This is a genomic window from Actinosynnema sp. NPDC020468, assembly GCF_040642015.1.
Taxonomy (GTDB): domain Bacteria; phylum Actinomycetota; class Actinomycetes; order Mycobacteriales; family Pseudonocardiaceae; genus Actinosynnema.
Genome location: NZ_JBFAEO010000004.1, coordinates 1 through 16488, shown reverse-complemented (window position 1 = coordinate 16488; position 16488 = coordinate 1). Strand labels below are relative to the sequence as shown.

The window sequence follows — 16488 nt, the reverse complement described above, 5'->3', positions numbered from 1 at the left end:
CCCCGCGGTGCGGCCCGGAGGCTTCTCCGGTGTCAGGAGACCGGTTCGACCAGGTCCGGGCGGGCTTCCGGCGCCGCCGAGCGGACCGCGTCGGCGGCCTGGTCGTCGGGCTCGGCCTGGGAGGCGCGCTCGGACTCCACGCGGGCCGTGTAGACCTGCACCTCGCGGGCGACGCGGTCGTCGTCCCAGCCGTGCACGCCCGCCATCAGCCGGGCGACGTCCTCGGCGCAGTCCACGCCCCGGTGCGGGTACTCGATCGAGATCCGGGTCCGCCGGGTCAGCACGTCCTCGAGGTGCAGCGCGCCCTCGTGCGACGCCGCGTAGGTGACCTCGACCTGGAGGTAGTCCGGCGCGCCCGGCAGCGGCTTGAGCAGTTCCGGGTCCGCCGAGGCCAGCACCTCGTGCACCAGCGAGCCGTACCGGTCCAGCAGGTGCCGCACCCGGTAGGGGTGCAACCCGTACCGGGCCGCCAACTGGTCCGCCTGGTTCACCAGGGCGTGGTACCCGTCCGCCCCGATCAGGGGAACTTTGTCCGTGATGGACGCCTGGATCCGACCCGGCAGGTCGACCGCCGCGGCGTCCACCGCGTCCGCGCCCATCACCCGGTAGGTCGTGTACTTGCCGCCCGCGATCGCCACCAGCCCCGGCGCGACCCGCGCCACGGCGTGCTCGCGCGACAGCTTGCTGGTCGACTCGCTCTCGCCGGCGAGCAACGGCCGCAATCCTGCGTAGACGCCCTCGATGTCGTCGTGCGTCAACGGCGTCGCCAACACCGAGTTCACGTGTTCGAGGATGTAGTCGATATCCGCCCGGGTCGCCGCGGGATGGGCGAGATCGAGGTTCCAATCGGTGTCCGTGGTGCCCACGATCCAGTGGTTGCGCCACGGGATCACGAACAGCACCGATTTCTCGGTGCGCAGGATCAACCCGCTCTCGGACACGATCCGGTCCCGCGGCACGACGATGTGCACGCCTTTGCTGGCGCGCACCCGAAAACGCCCGCGCGATCCGGAAAGGCGCTGCAACTCGTCGGTCCACACCCCGGTCGCGTTGATGACCGCGTGCGCCCGGACCTCGGTCTCCCGACCGTCCTCGACGTCGCGCACCCGCACCCCGGACACCCGGTCCGCCTCCCGCAGGAAGCCCACGACCTGCGTCGACGTCCGCACGACCGCGCCGTAGTGCGCCGCCGTGCGACCGACCATCATGGTGTGCCGCGCGTCGTCGGCCTGCGCGTCGTAATAGCGGATACCGCCGATCAACGCGTCCCGCTTCAACGCCGGCACCATGCGCAAAGCGCCCGCGCGGGTCAGGTGCTTCTGCCCCGGAACGGATCGCGCGCCGCCCATCGTGTCGTACATCAGCAATCCGGCGGCGGTGTACGGGCGTTCCCACACCCGACGGGTCAGCGGGTACAGGAAGCTGACCGGTTTCACCAGGTGCGGTGCCAATCGGGTCAGCATCAGTTCGCGTTCCCGCAGCGCTTCCCGGACCAGTCCGAACTCCAGTTGTTCCAGGTAGCGCAAACCACCGTGGAACAATTTCGAGGAACGGCTCGAGGTGCCCGAGGCCAGGTCCCTGGCCTCGACCAGCGCGACCCGCAACCCCCTGGTCGCGGCGTCGAGCGCCGACCCGACGCCGACCACCCCGCCGCCGACGATCACCAGGTCGAACGTCTCCTCGCCCAGTCGTCGCCAGGACGCCTCGCGCTCGTCCGGGCCCAACCGACCGGACGTCTCGGACTGCACACGTGCGACCACGGGCAACGCCTCCCTGAGTCGACTCGTCAGCGTCGACCAGACCACGTTACCCGCCAGTACGCCACCGTGGACATCCGAACATGCCGGAACTAGCGTCATCCCACATCGTGTGGGGTGGGCAGCGCCGCCGTACCCAGTGCGCTGCTTCCTTCCAAGACGAGGAGGTCGCCGGATGAGCACTGGTTCGATCTTCGTGTGGGAAACCATCGGCACCGCGATCCTGATCCTGCTGGGCGCGGGCGTCGTCGCCAACACGGTCCTGAAGAACGCGTTGGGCGCCGGCGGCGGGTGGCTGCTGGTCAACTTCGGCTGGGGCTTCGCGGTCTTCGCGGGCGCCAGCGTCGCCGCTCCCAGCGGCGCGCACCTCAACCCCGCGGTCACGCTGGGCCTCGCCATCGCGGGCAAGACCCCGTGGGACCAGGTCCCGGTGTACTTCGCCGCGCAACTGCTCGGTGCCTTCATCGGCGCCGTGCTCGCGTGGCTCACCTACAAGCTCCAGTTCGACACGCACGACGACCCGGCGGGCACCCGGGGCATCTTCTGCACCGGACCCACCGTCCCCTCACCCGCGTGGAACACGATCTCCGAGGTCATCGGCACGTTCGTGCTGGTGGCGTGGGTCCTGCTGAGCCCGGCCGCGAAGGCCGCGACCGACGGCGTCCCGCAGTTCGGCAACTCGGCGCTGGGCTACGCGGGCGTCGCGTTCGTCGTGATCGGCATCGGCAACTCGCTCGGCGGACCCACCGGGTACGCCATCAACCCGGCCCGCGACCTCGGTCCGCGCATCGCCTACGCGATCCTGCCGATCCGCGACAAGGGCAGCGCCGAGTGGGGCTACGCGTGGGTCCCGATCGTCGGCCCGCTGATCGGCGGCGCGCTCGCGGCGCTGCTCTACCTGGCCCTCCCGGTCTGAAAGGACGCTCCATGAGCAAGTACGTCGCCGCGATCGACCAGGGAACCACGTCGACCCGGTGCATGATCTTCGACCACTCGGGCCGCGTCGTGTCGGTCGACCAGAAGGAACACGAGCAGATCTTCCCCAGGGCGGGGTGGGTCGAGCACGACGCGCTGGAGATCTGGACCAACACCCGCCAGGTCGCGGCGGGCGCGCTGGCCAGGTCGGACCTCCACCTCGGCGACATCGCCGCCGTCGGCATCACCAACCAGCGCGAGACCGCGCTGGTCTGGGACCGCACGACCGGGCAGCCGGTCTACAACGCGATCGTGTGGCAGGACACCCGGACCGACAAGATCTGCAACCGGCTGGGCGACCTCGGCGGTGGTCAGGAGCGGTACCGGGACAAGACCGGACTGCCGCTGGCCACCTACTTCTCCGGCCCCAAGATCCGCTGGATCCTCGACAACGTCGAGGGCGCCCGCGCCAAGGCCGAGGCGGGCGACCTGGTGTTCGGCAACATGGACACCTGGGTGCTGTGGAACATGACCGGCGGTGTCGACGGCGGCGTGCACGCCACCGACCCGACCAACGCCTCCCGCACCCTGCTGATGAACCTCGACACGCTGAGCTGGGACCCGGACATCGCCGCCGACATGGGCATCCCCCTGTCGATGCTGCCCGAGATCCGGTCGTCGTCCGAGGTCTACGGGCACGTCCGGGAACGCGGCGCGCTGGCGGGCGTGCCGATCGCGGGCGACCTCGGCGACCAGCAGGCGGCCACGTTCGGCCAGGCCTGCCTGTCGCCGGGCGAGGCCAAGAACACCTACGGCACCGGCAACTTCGTGCTGCTCAACACCGGCACCGAGAAGGTGATGAGCGAGAACGGCCTGCTCACGACGGTCTGCTACAAGATCGGCTCGAACGACCCGGTGTACGCGCTGGAGGGGTCGATCGCGGTCACCGGCTCACTGGTGCAGTGGCTGCGCGACAACCTCGGCATGATCGGGACCGCCGCCGAGATCGAGGACTTCGCGCGGTCGGTGGACGACAACGGCGGCGCGTACTTCGTGCCCGCGTTCTCCGGGTTGTTCGCGCCGTACTGGAAGTCCGACGCGCGCGGCGCGATCGTCGGGTTGACCCGGTTCGTCAACAAGGGCCACCTCGCGCGGGCGGTGCTGGAGGCGACCGCGTTCCAGACCCGCGAGGTGATCGACGCGATGAACGCCGACTCCGGCGTCGCGCTGACCTCGTTGAAGGTCGACGGCGGCATGGTGGTCAACGAGCTGCTCATGCAGTTCCAGGCCGACATCCTCGGGGTGCCGGTGATCCGGCCGGTGGTCAACGAGACCACCGCGCTGGGCGCCGCCTACGCCGCCGGCCTCGCGGTCGGGTTCTGGGAGTCGGAGGACGACATCCGGCAGAACTGGGCCCAGGACAAGCAGTGGGACCCCGCGATGGACGAGGAGACGCGCGAGCAGCAGTACCACTACTGGAAGAAGGCGGTGACCCGCACGTTCGACTGGGTGGAGTGACCGCCGGACGGCCGGGGCGCCCTCGGGGCTCCGGCCGTCGTCCCAGGTGGTCAGTCCAGGTCGTCGTGCCGCATGAGCTGGCGGCCGGCCTCGGTGATGGACCCGGTCAGCGAGGGGTAGACCGAGAACGTCGTGGCCAGGTCCTCGACGGTGAGCTGGTTCTGCACGGCCAGCGCGATCGGCAGGATCAGCTCGCTCGCGTTCGGCGCGACCACGACGCCGCCGATCACCACACCGGTGGCCGGGCGGCAGAACAGCTTCACGAAGCCGCGCCGGACGCCCTCCATCTTGGCGCGCGGGTTCGTGGCCAGCGGGAGCATGACCGTGCGCGCGGGCACCTTGCCGCTGTCGATCGACTGCTGGCTGATGCCGACCGACGCGATCTCCGGGCTGGTGAACACGTTCGCGGCGACCGTCTTGAGCTTGATCGGGCTGACGCCCTCGCCCAGCGCGTGCCACATCGCGATCCGGCCCTGCATGGCCGCGACGCTCGCGAGCAGCAGCACACCCGTGCAGTCGCCCGCCGCGTACACGCCCGAGATGTTCGTGCGCGACACCCGGTCCACCGGGATGTACCCGCCGCGCCCGAGTTCGATGCCGATCTTCTCGAGGCCGAGGTCCTCGGTGTTCGGCACGCTGCCGACGGTCATGAGGGCGTGACTCGCCTCGATCGTGCGACCGTCTTCCAGGTGAATCTTGACCCCGTCACCGGTGTTCTCGACCCGGTCCGCGCGGGCGTGCTTCACCACCGCCGTGCCGCGTTCGGCGAACACGTCCTCCAGCACCACGGCCGCGTCGGCGTCCTCGTGCGGGAGCACCCGATCGCGGCTGGAGACCATGGTCACCTTCACGCCGAGTTCGGTGTACGCGCTGGCGAACTCCACGCCGGTGACACCCGACCCGATGACGGCCAGGTGCTCGGGGAGTTCGGGCAGGTCGTAGATCTCCCGCCAGGTCAGCACCCGCTCGCCGTCCGGCTCCGCGCCCGGCAGCACGCGGGGCGTCGCGCCGGTGGCGATCAGCACCACGTCGGCCGCGAGCACCTCCTCGGCGCCGTCGGCGGTCGTCGCGACGACCTTGTGCTGGGCCAGCCCGCGCTCGCTGTCGCAGAACCGGGCGGTGCCGTTGACGATCCGCACGCCCTCCCGCTGGAGCCGGGCGCGGACGTCGGCGGACTGGGCGAGCGCGAGGCCCTTGACCCGGCCGTGCACCACCGGCAGGTCGACCTTGGCTTCCTTGTCGTTCGTGCGAATGCCCAGCTCACCGGCGTTGCGGAAGCTGCTGCGGCCGCCGGCCGAGGCGATGAACGTCTTGGACGGGACGCAGTCGTAGAGCACGCACGCGCCGCCCAGGCCCTCACGTTCGACGATGGTCACCTCGGCGCCGTGCTGGGCCGCGACCAAAGCCGCCTCGTAACCTGCCGGGCCACCACCCATGATGACGATGCGGGTCACGACACGTCCTCCTCAAGCTCCAGGGCAGCGGTCCAACCGTACGCGGTCGGGTGTCGGGGCGTGTCGTCCGGTCTTCTGGTTCCTCCGGGTGATCGGCGAGTGGCTAGGCTGTGCTCGTGCCGCTCTATGCCGCGTACGGGTCCAACATGGATCCGAACCAGATGATGGAGCGAGCCCCGTACTCCCCGATGGCGGGAACCGGGTGGCTCGCCGGATGGCGTCTGACGTTCGGTGGCGAGGACCTGGGCTGGGAAGGCGCGCTCGCCACCATCGTCGAGGACCCGATCGCCCAGACCTTCGTGGTCCTGTACGACCTGAGCCCGCGGGACGAGTCCCTGCTGGACCGGTGGGAGGGCGCGCTGGGTCTGTACAAGAAGATCCGGCTGCGCGCCCAGACCCTGGAGGGTTCGGTCGTGGCCTGGCTCTACGTCCTCGACGCCTATGAGGGCGGCCTGCCCAGCGCCCGCTACCTGGGCGTGGTGGCCGACGCCGCCGAGTCGGCGGGAGCACCCGACGACTACGTCTCCGACCTGCGCACCCGGCCGTGCCGGGGAATCGGGCCCTGACCCCGCCACGTCCGCCGAGGTGACCGGGGTTCCTCCCGGTCGCCGGGAGGAGTCACCCCGCGCCGCGGGTGTTGAGGCGCGCCGCCTGGCTCGTCAGGTGGTCGCGTTCGGCCAGGTTGGTCGCCTGGTGGGCGGCCTCCGCGTACAGCCGGGCCGCGGTGTCCGGGTCGCCGGCGCGTTCGTGCAGGTAGGCCGCCACCGCCGAGTACCGGGGCAGGCCCGCGTCCAGCGCCGCGAGTGCCGCCAACCCCGCGTGCGGGCCGTCCGCCTCGCCGACGGCCACCGCGCGGTTGAGCCGGACGACCGGGCTGTCGGTCAGCCGCGCCAACTCGTCGTACCACTCGACCACCTGCACCCAGTCGGTCTCCTCGGCGGCGGGCGCGTCCGCGTGCAGCGCCGCGATGGCCGCCTGCGCCTGGAACTCGCCCAGCCGGTCGCGGGCCAGCGCCGCCTGGAGGATCGCGACGCCCTCGGTGATCATGGCGGTGTCCCAGCGGGTCCGGTCCTGCTCGGCGAGCGGCACCAGGCCGCCGTCGGGCGTGGTGCGGGAGGCCCGCCGGGCATGGTGCAGCAGCATCAGGGCGAGCAGGCCCGCGACCTCCGGGTGGTCGATCGCGGTCGCGAGCTGCCGGGTGAGCCGGATGGCCTCGGCGGCCAGGTCGACGTCACCGGAGTAACCCTCGTTGAAGACCAGGTAGAGCACGCGCAGCACGGTGGCCACGTCGCCCGGCTGGTCGAACCGCACGCCGGAGACGGTGCGCTTGGCCCGGCTGATCCGCTGCGCCATGGTCGCCTCGGGCACCAGGTAGGCCCGCGCGATCTGCCGGGTGGTCAACCCGCCGACCGCGCGCAGCGTCAGCGCGACCGCCGACGACGGGGTCAGCGACGGGTGGGCGCACAGGAAGTACAACCGCAGCGTGTCGTCCGACGCGGGCACCGGGCCGGGCGCCGGCTCCTCCTCCACGAGGTCCTCGCGCCGCCGTCGGGCGGCGTCCGCCCTGGTCGCGTCGAGGAACCGCCGCCACGCGACCGTGACGAGCCACCCCTTCGGGTCGCGCGGCGGGTCGGCCGGCCACACCCGGACCGCCTCGACCAGCGCGTCCTGCACGGCGTCCTCCGCCGCCGCGAAATCGGCTCCGCGGCGGACGAGGATCCCGAGCACCCCGGGGGTCAGGCTCCGGAGCAGTGCCTCGTCCACGGTCACTCCGTGATGGTGTGCGACGCGCCCAGGAACGGGCGCAGCTCGAGCCACTCGTGGATCGGCTTCCCGCCGGCGCCGGGCGCGGCCGACAGCTCGGCGGCCAGCTCCAGGGCGCGCTCGTGGCTGTCGACGTCGATCACCATCCACCCCGCGATGAGGTCCTTGGTCTCGGCGAACGGGCCGTCGGTGACCGGCGGCCGGCCCTCGCCGTCGAACCGGACGAACGTGCCCTCCGGCGCGAGCGCCTGGCTGTCCACGAACTCGCCGGTCTCCTCCAGCCGGGCCGCGAAGTCCTTCATGTACTTCACGTGCGCGGTGATCTCCTCCGGCGTCCACCGGGCCATGGGCACGTTGTTCACCGGGTCCGGCGCGCCGCGGTAGTGCTTGAGCAGCAGGTACTTGGCCATGGTCGTTCTCCTCGCGTCGATGCGACCCGGTCCGGTCGCGCTCACCCCGGGGACGGAGCACGCCGCAGGTTCTCGACACGACCGCCGAAAGAATTTTCCCCTATTCGGGAAGCAGGGCGGTGAGGTGGGCCAGCAGGTCGCGGTGCGTGGTCGGGGAGATCGTGGACCACGGCGGCTGCGGGTCGGCCTGCCTGCGGAGCTGGAGGTAGCGGCCGGTCGGGTTGTCGAAGAACGACACGACCTCCGGGTTGCGGTGCCGCTTGCCCCACTTGTCGCGGTGCGCCGCGCCGAACTGGCCGCGGTGGCCCGCGTCGGTGAGCATCTCGGTCAACGTCCTGGCGTCGGAGCCGCGCACACCGGCCGCGACCAGCAGCGGTTCCAGCGAGGCCGGGGTGGTGGCCTCCGCCGCGGCGGCGTCCAGGATCGGGCTGGGCAGCGTGATCGACCGGCCCTTGCCCGCCGGCAGCGACGGGAGCGCGGTCAGCGCCTCCCGGGGCAGACCCTCCGCCGAGGCCGGGCGCAGCGTCAGGGTGTCCTCGGTGAGGGTGGCCAGCACCGCGACCGGACCCTTCGCCGCGGCCAGCACCCTGGTGCTCCGACCCAGCCACAGCCGGGCGTCGACCTCCACGTCCGGGCGGTCGAGGACCGAGAGCAACTCCTCGAGGTTCTCGTCCACCGACCGCGGCGAGCCGAGACCCCGGCCCGCCAGCGACGTCCACGCCCGCTGCTCGAAGGTCGCCCGCTCCTCGGTCGTGCGACCGGGCGAGGGGACCTTGAGGACGAGCGGCATCGACTCGAGCCGCAGGTGTTCCCACAGGACGTCGAACTCCAGCGCGGAGATCGTGACGGGGTCCCGCAGTTCCGGTGTGCCCAAGTCGATGCCGATCGTCATCAGTCGGTCGCGATCTCCCCGATCACGGCGGGGGAGTAGCCGCCGACGCCGTAGATGTCGTCGGTTTCCCGCAGGTACTCGGCGGCGTCGTGGGTCTGCTCCTCTTCCTCCTCGGCGCGGCCGGTGCCCAACCCGAACGGGTCGAACGCCTGCTGCGCGGGGAGCGCGGTGGAGCGCTTGTGCACGGTGTCGCCGTTGTCGCCGTGGGCCGCCGACGCCGGACCGCCGCCGCCCAGCAGACCCGTCGAGCCGCCCGCGCCGATCGAGTTGTGCTGCGCCGACGCCAGCGCGCCGAACTCCGCGGAACTCGTCGACGTCGTGCCGGCCAACTTGGGCGCGTGCCCGCCCGCCGCGTCGGAACCGGAGCCCGTCGTCGCGGACGAACCGCCGTGCTGCTCGGCCGTCGTGGTGCCCGACTTGCGCTTGTCCTGGTCCGAGGTGCGACCGCCGATCACGCCGCCCGAGCCGTAGAGGCCGCCGGACGTGCTCGAACCGCCGCCCGCGCCACCGCCGCCGCCACCGGTGTTGGTGCGCGTCGTGCCGCCCGCGCCGGAACCCGACGTGGTGCCACCCGAACCCGAGCCGCTGCCCGCGGGCGCGGTCGCCGAGCCACCGTTGGTCGGCACCGCCTTCGGCGCGGCGGGCGTGGTGCGCATCCCGCCGCCCGCGGGCGGCCGACCGGTGCCCCACCAGCCGGAACTGCCCCACGTGCCGCCGAAACCGGGCACGCCGGAGAGGCCGGCGGTGTCGTTGCGGACGATGTTCGAGGCGTTGATCACCAACTGCGGCGGCTGGTGGAACTGGCCCAGCGACGCCGTGTTCGCCGCCGTGCTGGACGCGTAGGTCGTCATGACCTCACGCGCGCGCTGCTCGGCCGCGTTGTGCGCCTTCTCCTGGATCTCGTAGTCCGTCTGCCCGCCGATCAGGTGGGTCAACCCGGACACCAGGGCGCCCGGGTTCTCCGCCGTCACCTTCACCGGTGGCGGCATGTCCGCGCGGGCCTTCGAGATGTGGTCGGCCTGGAACTCGGCCGACAGCCGCATCAACTCCGAGCCGCTGCGGGCGTCCTCGGCCCACGTCGCCAGCGGGTTGATGCCCTTGCGCGCCTGGTCGGCCGCGGCCCCCTCCCACTTGGCGCCGGACTTCAGCACACCCGCGTGCAGGTCGGCGTTGATCTCGGTCAACGCGGCCGAGATGCCCTCCCACCGCTCGATCGAGGCGTGCGAGGCGGCCGGTCCAGGACCGGAGTTGATCTGCTTGTACAGCTCCTCGTGGCTGTACCCGCTCCAGCGGTGTTCCGGCACGACGTTTCCCCTTGCCTAGAGCACGGATCCCGGGTGGCCGATCAACAGCCGCCCTGCTGCCCCATCAACCCGGTGTTGTCGGACTCGATCGAGTGGTACTGGCGCTCGACCAGGTTCAGCGCGTCCAGACCCGACTTCAGCTGCGCCTGGTAGTCCTGGAGCGCGGCCAGGGCCGAGTCGCCGGACTCCAGCGAGCGGTCGTTGAACTTCTGCGCGGCGTCGGCGCTCACCGGATCGCCCGCCCAGGGGCGGACGCGGATCTCGGTGACGGCCGACTCGATCTGCTGGTCGAGCCTCGACAGCGCGCCCGCGAACGCGCTCTTCAGGCCGGGAATGGCGGTGGGGTCCACGTTCAACGCGTGCGACGTCGGCGGAGCACCCACATCGCCACCCTGTCCGTGGTCTTCCGACGGCATGGACGACCTCCCCGTGATCCGTTTCCGTCAGCGCACAGTCACTGTAGCCATGCGGTACGACACTGAGGGAGAGGATGAGCCCAACCTCCCCCGCGTGGGTCAGCGCCTCTGGAGCAAACCGGCCACCGCCGCCTCGGCCGCGCGTTGCGCACCGAGGCAGAGCGCGTCCTGAGGCAACTTCTGCGCGTTTCCCCCGTCGCGGAACATCACGTCGAGGAACTGCCCGTTCGCCACATCGACCTCCACGTTGCACAGCTGGTCGAGACCAGGTGTACGGACAGTCATCGCCGGAAAGCCCGCGATCGTTAGCGGTCGGGCGTCGACCTGCGCGTTCTCGTCCAGCCACACACCGACGCCCTCGACTGTGACGAGCGCGAGGCGCACCACGTTCCCGCTGATCCCGCTGCGGATCGAGCACGCCTTCGCGTTGCCGAAGCCGGACTCCACGTACCCGCTCGGAGGCAGGTCCAAGCTCAACTGCCGCAATTGGTCGGGCGAGAGCACGGTGCACGGGTCCACGCCGTCGAGGCGGATCTCGGAGGGCCGCGGCGGACCGGGCGCGAAGGTCGTCGTCACGCTGAGTGGTTCATCCACGTGGCCGTCGGTCTTCTCGACGGGCGTGGCGGTGCAGGAGACCAGCGACGACGCGACCGCGAACGCGATCATGCGAGTGGCCCTCATGCGCACCTACCGTAGCCGTGTCCACACGCCACGTGAACGGTCGGGGGCGAAGCCGCATTTCTGCGCCAACCGGATCCCGGCCGGGTCGACCGGCCTCCCGTCCACGTGCGGCAGCTCGAGGAAGCCGAACCCGAACCGCAGCACCGCGTCCAGCGCGGCCGTCCCGATGCCCTCGCCGCGCCGGTCCGGGGTGGTCCAGCAGTCGATCGCACCCCGCGCGGTCAACGAGATCTCGCCGACCGCGGTGTTGCCCAGCTGTTCGCAGACCGCCCAGGAACAGCCCTCGTCGGCCGCCCAGTCGGTGGTGCGCGCGGAGATGAATTCACCCGCTGTTCCCGCGTCGGCGAACCGGCCGCCCTCCACCAGCGCCACGCGGTCGTCGATCCGGTCGTCCACCCGCAGCGCGCGCAGGTACAGCTCGCCCGCGTTGATCTCGACCGGTTCCACGCCGAGGCACGTTAGTCGGTCGAGAGCCTGGACCACAGCAGGAGGTCGTGCGGCGCGCCGTCGATCACCTCGGCGTCCCGCAACGTCCCCTCCAGCCGGAAACCGCACTTCTCGGCCACCCGCCGGGACGCCGGGTTGCGCGCCGAGTGCCGGTACGCGACCCGGTGCAACCCCGCCTCGCCGAACCCGAACCCCAGCGCGGCGGTCAGCGCCGCCACCGCGAGCCCGCGGCCGCGGAACGCCGCCGTCGTCCAGCACACCGCCTCGGCCGACCGGTCGTGCGCGTTCACGTCCCGCAGCCCGACCTCGCCCGCCAGCTCGCCGGACGCCGCGAACACCGACCACGAGTACCGCTCGCCCTTGAGCCACTGCCAGCCGCGGAACCCCGCGTAGGACCGCGCCGCCGCCGCGTCCGCCACCCGGTAGGCCCACAGCCACCGGCGGATCTCGGCGTCGCCCAGCGCGTCGACCAGCTGACCGTGGTCCTCCGCCCGCAACTGCCGCAGCACGTAGTCGTCCGCGACGAGGTCGACGGGGTCCATCAGTCCGTCACGAAACCGTCGTGCCGGTCGGCCAGCTCCTCCAGGAACGCGCGCGCCGCGGCGGCCGGCCCGTCCGGTCCGCCTGCCAGCTCCACCACCCAGTCCGCGTCCTCGGCGTCGTCCTCGCCCGCCAGGAGTTCCCGGTGCACCAGGCACGGCGTCCACCCGGCGGCCCGCAGCTCCGCCGCGACCGCGAGCGCCTCGTCCCGGTCGTGCAGCACCAGCAGCAGCGGGCCCAGCAGACCGCGTTCGGCGAGCACCCGTTCCAGTGCCACGTGGTCCGGCGCGTGCGCCGCGTCCAACCCGGCCGCCAGCGCGCCCGCCACGTTGCGCTCCGAGTCGTCGACGAACACGGTGTCCGCCGGCCGCACGCCCAGCACGTCGCACGCCTTGGCGAACGCCTCCGGCGCGGGCTTCGCCACGCCCAGCACCGCCGAGGACACCACCGTGTCCACCTCGCGGTCCAAGCCCAGCTCACCGAGGTCGGCGAACACCCGGTCGGTCGCGTTGGTCAGCACCGCCACCCGCGCCCGCGGCCGTACCCGGCGCACCAGCGCCACCGCCTCGGGCACCACCGAGCCGATCCGGGACCAGTCGCGCACCGCGGGCTCGGCCACCGCGCGGTCGACGCCGTCGGCCACCAGCCGGTCCACGATCGCCGCGCGCCACTGCCGGTCGGTCTGCTCGCCCACCAGCGCCGGGCCGACCACCGCGAACGCGGCGGCGGCCAGCGAGCCGTGCGGCAGGCCGTGCGCGTCCTCGATGGGCTCGTCCGGGCCGAACGCCCGCAGCACGCCGTCGAGGTCGAGCAGCAGCGTCGTCACCGCCGACGCCGATCACGACCGTGCCCGCCGTGGCCGCCACCACCGCCGAACGACCCGACCAGGATCACCACGACGGGGATCAGCAGGAAGATCGCCGGCACCTTGATCAGCATGTACAACCCCACGCAGGTCAGCACCACGAGCGGCACCGCGACCTTGCCCAACCGCGGGTCCAGCTCGAACCGGCGGCGCTCGACCGGCGCCGCGCCCGCCGTCACCGTCGGCAGGGGCGTGGTCTGCGCGAACACCGGGTGCGGCCCGGGCAGGTCGGCGAACAGCGCGAGCAGCTCGCCGCGCGTCTTCGCCGCCGTGACCAGCGCCGACCGCTCCCCGTACTCGTCCACCGAGAGCCGGCCCTCACCGAGGTGGGTGCCGAGCAGTTCGAGCGCCTGACCGCGCTCCGCGTCGCCTATCCGGATGTCCCGCTCGCCCACGGGACCCAGCCTATTCCTTGATCTCGCAGAGGACCGAGCCTTGGGTGACCGTCGCGCCCGGTTCGGCCGAGAGACCCGTCACCACGCCCGCCTTGTGCGCGGTCACCGGGTTCTCCATCTTCATCGCCTCCAGCACCACGACCAGGTCGCCCGCCCGGACCTGCTGCCCGTCCTCGACCGCCACCTTCACGATGGTGCCCTGCATCGGCGCGGTCACCGCGTCGCCCGACACCGCGGCCTTGCCGCCGGACCGCTTGCGCGCCTTGGTCTTCACGTCCTTGGCCGCGGCCGGCGCGGCGAGGTCGCCGGGCAGCGACACCTCCAGCCGGCGGCCGCCGACCTCCACGACCACGGTCCGCCGCGCCTCGCCCTCCTCGGCCTCGGCGGGATCCGCGAACGGCTCGACGGTGTTGTCGAACTCGGTCTCGATCCAGCGGGTGTGCACCGCGAAGCCCTCGTCCGTGCCGACGAACGCCGGGTCGCGCACGATCAGCCGGTGGAACGGGACGACCGTCGCCATGCCCTCCACGACCAGCTCGTCCAGCGCCCGCCGGGCGCGCTCGAGGGCCTGGGCGCGGTCCTCGCCGGTGACGACCAGCTTGGCCAGCAACGAGTCGAACTGGCCGCCGATGACGGTGCCCGACTCCACGCCCGCGTCCACCCGCACGCCCGGACCGGACGGCGCCTCGAACCTCGTGACGGTGCCCGGCGCGGGCAGGAAGCCGCGGCCCGCGTCCTCGCCGTTGATCCGGAACTCGATCGAGTGACCGCGCGGGGTCGGGTCCTCGGTGAACCGCAGCCGCTCGCCCGCCGCGATCCGGAACTGCTCGCGCACCAGGTCGACGCCCGCGGTCTCCTCCGACACCGGGTGCTCTACCTGGAGCCGGGTGTTGACCTCCAGGAACGAGATCGTGCCGTCCCGCGCGACCAGGTACTCCACCGTGCCGGCGCCGTGGTAGCCGGCCTCCTTGCAGATGGCGCGCGCGGACGTGTGGATCGACGCGCGCTGCTCGTCGGTCAGGAACGGCGCGGGCGCCTCCTCGACCAGCTTCTGGTGCCGGCGCTGGAGCGAGCAGTCGCGGGTGCCGACGACCACCACGTTGCCGTGCTGGTCGGCCAGCACCTGGGCCTCGACGTGCCGGGGCTGGTCCAGGTAGCGCTCCACGAAGCACTCGCCGCGGCCGAACGCGGTGACCGCCTCGCGCACCGCGCTGTCGAACAGCTCCGGGATCTCCTCGAGCGTGCGCGCGACCTTGAGCCCGCGCCCGCCGCCGCCGAACGCCGCCTTGATCGCGACCGGGAGGCCGTGCTCGCGGGCGAACGCGACGATCTCGTCCGGACCGGACACCGGGTCCTTGGTGCCGGGGACGAGCGGCGCGCCGGCGCGGGTCGCGATGTGCCGCGCGGTGACCTTGTCGCCCAGGTCGCGGATGGCCTGCGGGGTCGGCCCGATCCAGATCAGCCCGGCGTCCAGCACGGCCTGCGCGAAGTCGGCGTTCTCGGACAGGAAGCCGTACCCGGGGTGCACCGAGTCCGCGCCCGACCGCTTGGCCGCGTCCAGCAGCTTGTCGACGGAGAGGTAGGTGTCGCCCGGCGTGCTGCCGCCGAGCGCGAACGCCTCGTCGGCCAGGCGCGCGAACGGCGCGTCCCGGTCGGGGTCGGCGTAGACGGCGACACTCGCGAGACCGGCGTCCCGGCACGCTCGGATGACCCGGACGGCGATCTCACCGCGGTTGGCGACGAGGACCTTGCGCAGCGACACGACGTCCTACCTTCCAGCGACGTTGGTACGGAAGTGACGGAGCAGGAGTTTAGTGACCCATCAGTAATGTGGGACCGAGACACGGACCACATGTGGCCGGACGTGGGGGTGGAAGAATCACCCGGGTGGCCCGCCCGTCGCTTCCCGCGCTGATCACCGCCTGCGTGGCGGTCGCCGTGACCATCGCCGGCATGGGGTACGCGTGGACCCTCCGCCCGCCCTCGGCCGGGTCGGCGGCCGAGTCCTCGAACGAGCAGGACGACCTGCGGTGCGGCACCACGACGTGCCGGTCGGTGGTGTCGACCGAGGTCGGGACGGACACCGTCGAGGTGCTGGTCGGACCGGACTCCGGGCGGATCCGGACGTCGGGGACCACCGGGCGGACGATCTTCGAGTTGACCATCGCGCAGCAGGGCGCGTCGATCGGCAAGGACGCGTTGCAGTGCGTCGACGCCGAGGTCGCGGTGTGCCTGGTCCGGGGCGCGGTCGGGGCGGACACCCAGGGTGAGGCCATCGTGCGGCGGTCGGGGGCGTGGTCGCGCGCGGCGCTGCCGTACGTGTCGACGGGCGGTTACCTGGCCCTGCACGACGTGAACGGCGACGGGGTCGTGGACGTGGTGGCGGTGCAACGGGCGTGCGCCACGGGAACCGACTGCCCGAACCGCTACGCCCAGGTCTTCTCCGTGGTCGGCGGCAACGGCGGCACCACCGAACTCGGCTGCACCACCGTCACCCCGAACGCGGAGTCCCTCCCCGGCTGGCCGGTGATCACCCCCGACCCGACCCACCTGCAACCCTGCGGCGCCTGACCCACACGGCCGTTCGTTTCGCAGGAGCCCCGGACGCCCCGGCCGCGAGTACCGCTCAGGGGATTGTTGAGTCGTAGGGTTGTTGAACAATCCTACGATTGGCTGTGAAGGGATGGCCGTAGAAATGTTCAACTGTAGAATTGTTGAATGATCCTTTGGCAGTGCACGGTGGAGGGTTGTAGGAATGTTCAGCAACGGGATTGTTGAACGATCCGACGTTTGAGCAATCGAAGCCGAAGGCAACCCACGAGCACGAGCACGAGCCGGCGGGCGGGCGCGGGCTGGAGTGGGGCTAGGGCGGGAGCGAGTGAGGGCTGAGGCGGGAGCGGGGGCGCGGGGGCGGATGGGGGCTGAGGCGGGAGCGCGGGAGCGGGTGGGGGCGAGCTGGGGCGGGCGAGGGCGGCGGGCGAGGGCGGCGGGCGCGGTTGGGCGAGAGTGGGGCCGGCCTGCGGTCGCTTGATCTGTGCAGGTCCGACCATATGAGCTCCGGCCTGCGTGGACTCCGGCTGTGCTCGCCCACCCCCATGGGGGGGGGCGAGGACCTCCGGGGGACCTGGGT

General features: G+C 72.1%; 17 protein-coding genes. 4 read left to right on the top strand and 13 right to left on the bottom strand.

The features are described from left to right. Positions 1 to 32: 32 nt before the first annotated feature. On the bottom strand, positions 33 to 1760 hold the full coding sequence (locus tag AB0G50_RS04945) for a glycerol-3-phosphate dehydrogenase/oxidase (RefSeq protein ID WP_360102368.1): 1728 nt from the start codon (positions 1758 to 1760) through the stop codon (positions 33 to 35). Positions 1761 to 1932: 172 nt separating this feature from the next. On the opposite strand from AB0G50_RS04945, the gene AB0G50_RS04940 reads away from it, so the two are divergent. Both AB0G50_RS04940 and glpK read left to right on the top strand, forming a co-directional pair. Beyond that, on the top strand, positions 1933 to 2673 hold the full coding sequence (locus tag AB0G50_RS04940; protein ID WP_360102366.1) for an MIP/aquaporin family protein: 741 nt from the start codon (positions 1933 to 1935) through the stop codon (positions 2671 to 2673). An 11-nt stretch (positions 2674 to 2684) separates the two neighbouring features. Then, entirely contained in the window at positions 2685 to 4190 is a 1506-nt protein-coding gene (glpK, locus tag AB0G50_RS04935; RefSeq protein WP_360102364.1) for a glycerol kinase GlpK, read from the top strand. Between the two features lie 50 nt (positions 4191 to 4240). Here the strand turns inward: glpK and AB0G50_RS04930 are convergent, their stop codons facing one another. Continuing rightward, positions 4241 to 5644: an NAD(P)H-quinone dehydrogenase gene (locus AB0G50_RS04930; RefSeq protein WP_360102362.1), complete on the bottom strand. Its 1404-nt coding sequence runs from the start codon at positions 5642 to 5644 to the stop codon at positions 4241 to 4243. Positions 5645 to 5760: 116 nt separating this feature from the next. Here AB0G50_RS04930 and AB0G50_RS04925 point away from each other — a divergent pair, with 116 nt between their 5' ends. Continuing rightward, a complete protein-coding gene (locus AB0G50_RS04925; protein ID WP_360102360.1) occupies positions 5761 to 6210 on the top strand; it encodes a gamma-glutamylcyclotransferase in 450 nt (149 codons plus the stop codon). A 52-nt stretch (positions 6211 to 6262) separates the two neighbouring features. Here AB0G50_RS04925 and AB0G50_RS04920 read toward each other — a convergent pair whose 3' ends face one another. From AB0G50_RS04920 to AB0G50_RS04870, 11 genes are all read right to left on the bottom strand, one after another. Further along, the gene (locus AB0G50_RS04920; RefSeq protein ID WP_360102712.1) at positions 6263 to 7408 is read right to left on the bottom strand and encodes a DUF6596 domain-containing protein; all 1146 of its coding nucleotides are present in this window, start codon (positions 7406 to 7408) and stop codon (positions 6263 to 6265) included. A gap of 2 nt (positions 7409 to 7410) precedes the next feature. Beyond that, positions 7411 to 7818: a YciI family protein gene (locus tag AB0G50_RS04915; protein WP_360102359.1), complete on the bottom strand. Its 408-nt coding sequence runs from the start codon at positions 7816 to 7818 to the stop codon at positions 7411 to 7413. A gap of 100 nt (positions 7819 to 7918) precedes the next feature. Then, positions 7919 to 8710, bottom strand: a complete 792-nt coding sequence (locus AB0G50_RS04910) for an ESX secretion-associated protein EspG (protein WP_360102357.1) — start codon at positions 8708 to 8710, stop codon at positions 7919 to 7921. Next, positions 8710 to 10014, bottom strand: a complete 1305-nt coding sequence (locus AB0G50_RS04905) for a PPE domain-containing protein (RefSeq protein ID WP_360102355.1) — start codon at positions 10012 to 10014, stop codon at positions 8710 to 8712. The genes AB0G50_RS04910 and AB0G50_RS04905 overlap by 1 nt, the downstream gene beginning before the upstream one ends. Positions 10015 to 10055: 41 nt before the next feature. Further along, on the bottom strand, positions 10056 to 10397 hold the full coding sequence (locus tag AB0G50_RS04900) for a transcriptional regulator (RefSeq protein WP_360102353.1): 342 nt from the start codon (positions 10395 to 10397) through the stop codon (positions 10056 to 10058). Positions 10398 to 10529: 132 nt separating this feature from the next. Then, the gene (locus AB0G50_RS04895; RefSeq protein WP_360102351.1) at positions 10530 to 11096 is read right to left on the bottom strand and encodes a DUF3558 domain-containing protein; all 567 of its coding nucleotides are present in this window, start codon (positions 11094 to 11096) and stop codon (positions 10530 to 10532) included. 21 nt (positions 11097 to 11117) lie between these two features. Beyond that, entirely contained in the window at positions 11118 to 11558 is a 441-nt protein-coding gene (locus tag AB0G50_RS04890) for a GNAT family N-acetyltransferase (RefSeq protein ID WP_360102349.1), read from the bottom strand. A gap of 11 nt (positions 11559 to 11569) precedes the next feature. Next, positions 11570 to 12100 carry a GNAT family protein gene (locus AB0G50_RS04885; RefSeq protein WP_360102347.1) on the bottom strand — a complete coding sequence of 177 codons (531 nt, stop codon included), beginning with the start codon at positions 12098 to 12100 and terminating at the stop codon, positions 11570 to 11572. Then, entirely contained in the window at positions 12100 to 12924 is an 825-nt protein-coding gene (locus tag AB0G50_RS04880; RefSeq protein ID WP_360102345.1) for an HAD family hydrolase, read from the bottom strand. Before AB0G50_RS04880 ends, AB0G50_RS04885 begins: the two co-directional genes overlap by 1 nt. Continuing rightward, a complete protein-coding gene (locus AB0G50_RS04875) occupies positions 12921 to 13358 on the bottom strand; it encodes a DUF1707 domain-containing protein (RefSeq protein ID WP_360102343.1) in 438 nt (145 codons plus the stop codon). The genes AB0G50_RS04880 and AB0G50_RS04875 overlap by 4 nt, the downstream gene beginning before the upstream one ends. A 10-nt stretch (positions 13359 to 13368) precedes the next feature. Continuing rightward, a complete protein-coding gene (locus tag AB0G50_RS04870) occupies positions 13369 to 15120 on the bottom strand; it encodes an acetyl/propionyl/methylcrotonyl-CoA carboxylase subunit alpha (RefSeq protein WP_360102341.1) in 1752 nt (583 codons plus the stop codon). A 125-nt stretch (positions 15121 to 15245) separates the two neighbouring features. Here AB0G50_RS04870 and AB0G50_RS04865 point away from each other — a divergent pair, with 125 nt between their 5' ends. After that, the gene (locus tag AB0G50_RS04865; RefSeq protein WP_360102339.1) at positions 15246 to 15929 is read left to right on the top strand and encodes a hypothetical protein; all 684 of its coding nucleotides are present in this window, start codon (positions 15246 to 15248) and stop codon (positions 15927 to 15929) included. Positions 15930 to 16488 lie beyond the last annotated feature (559 nt).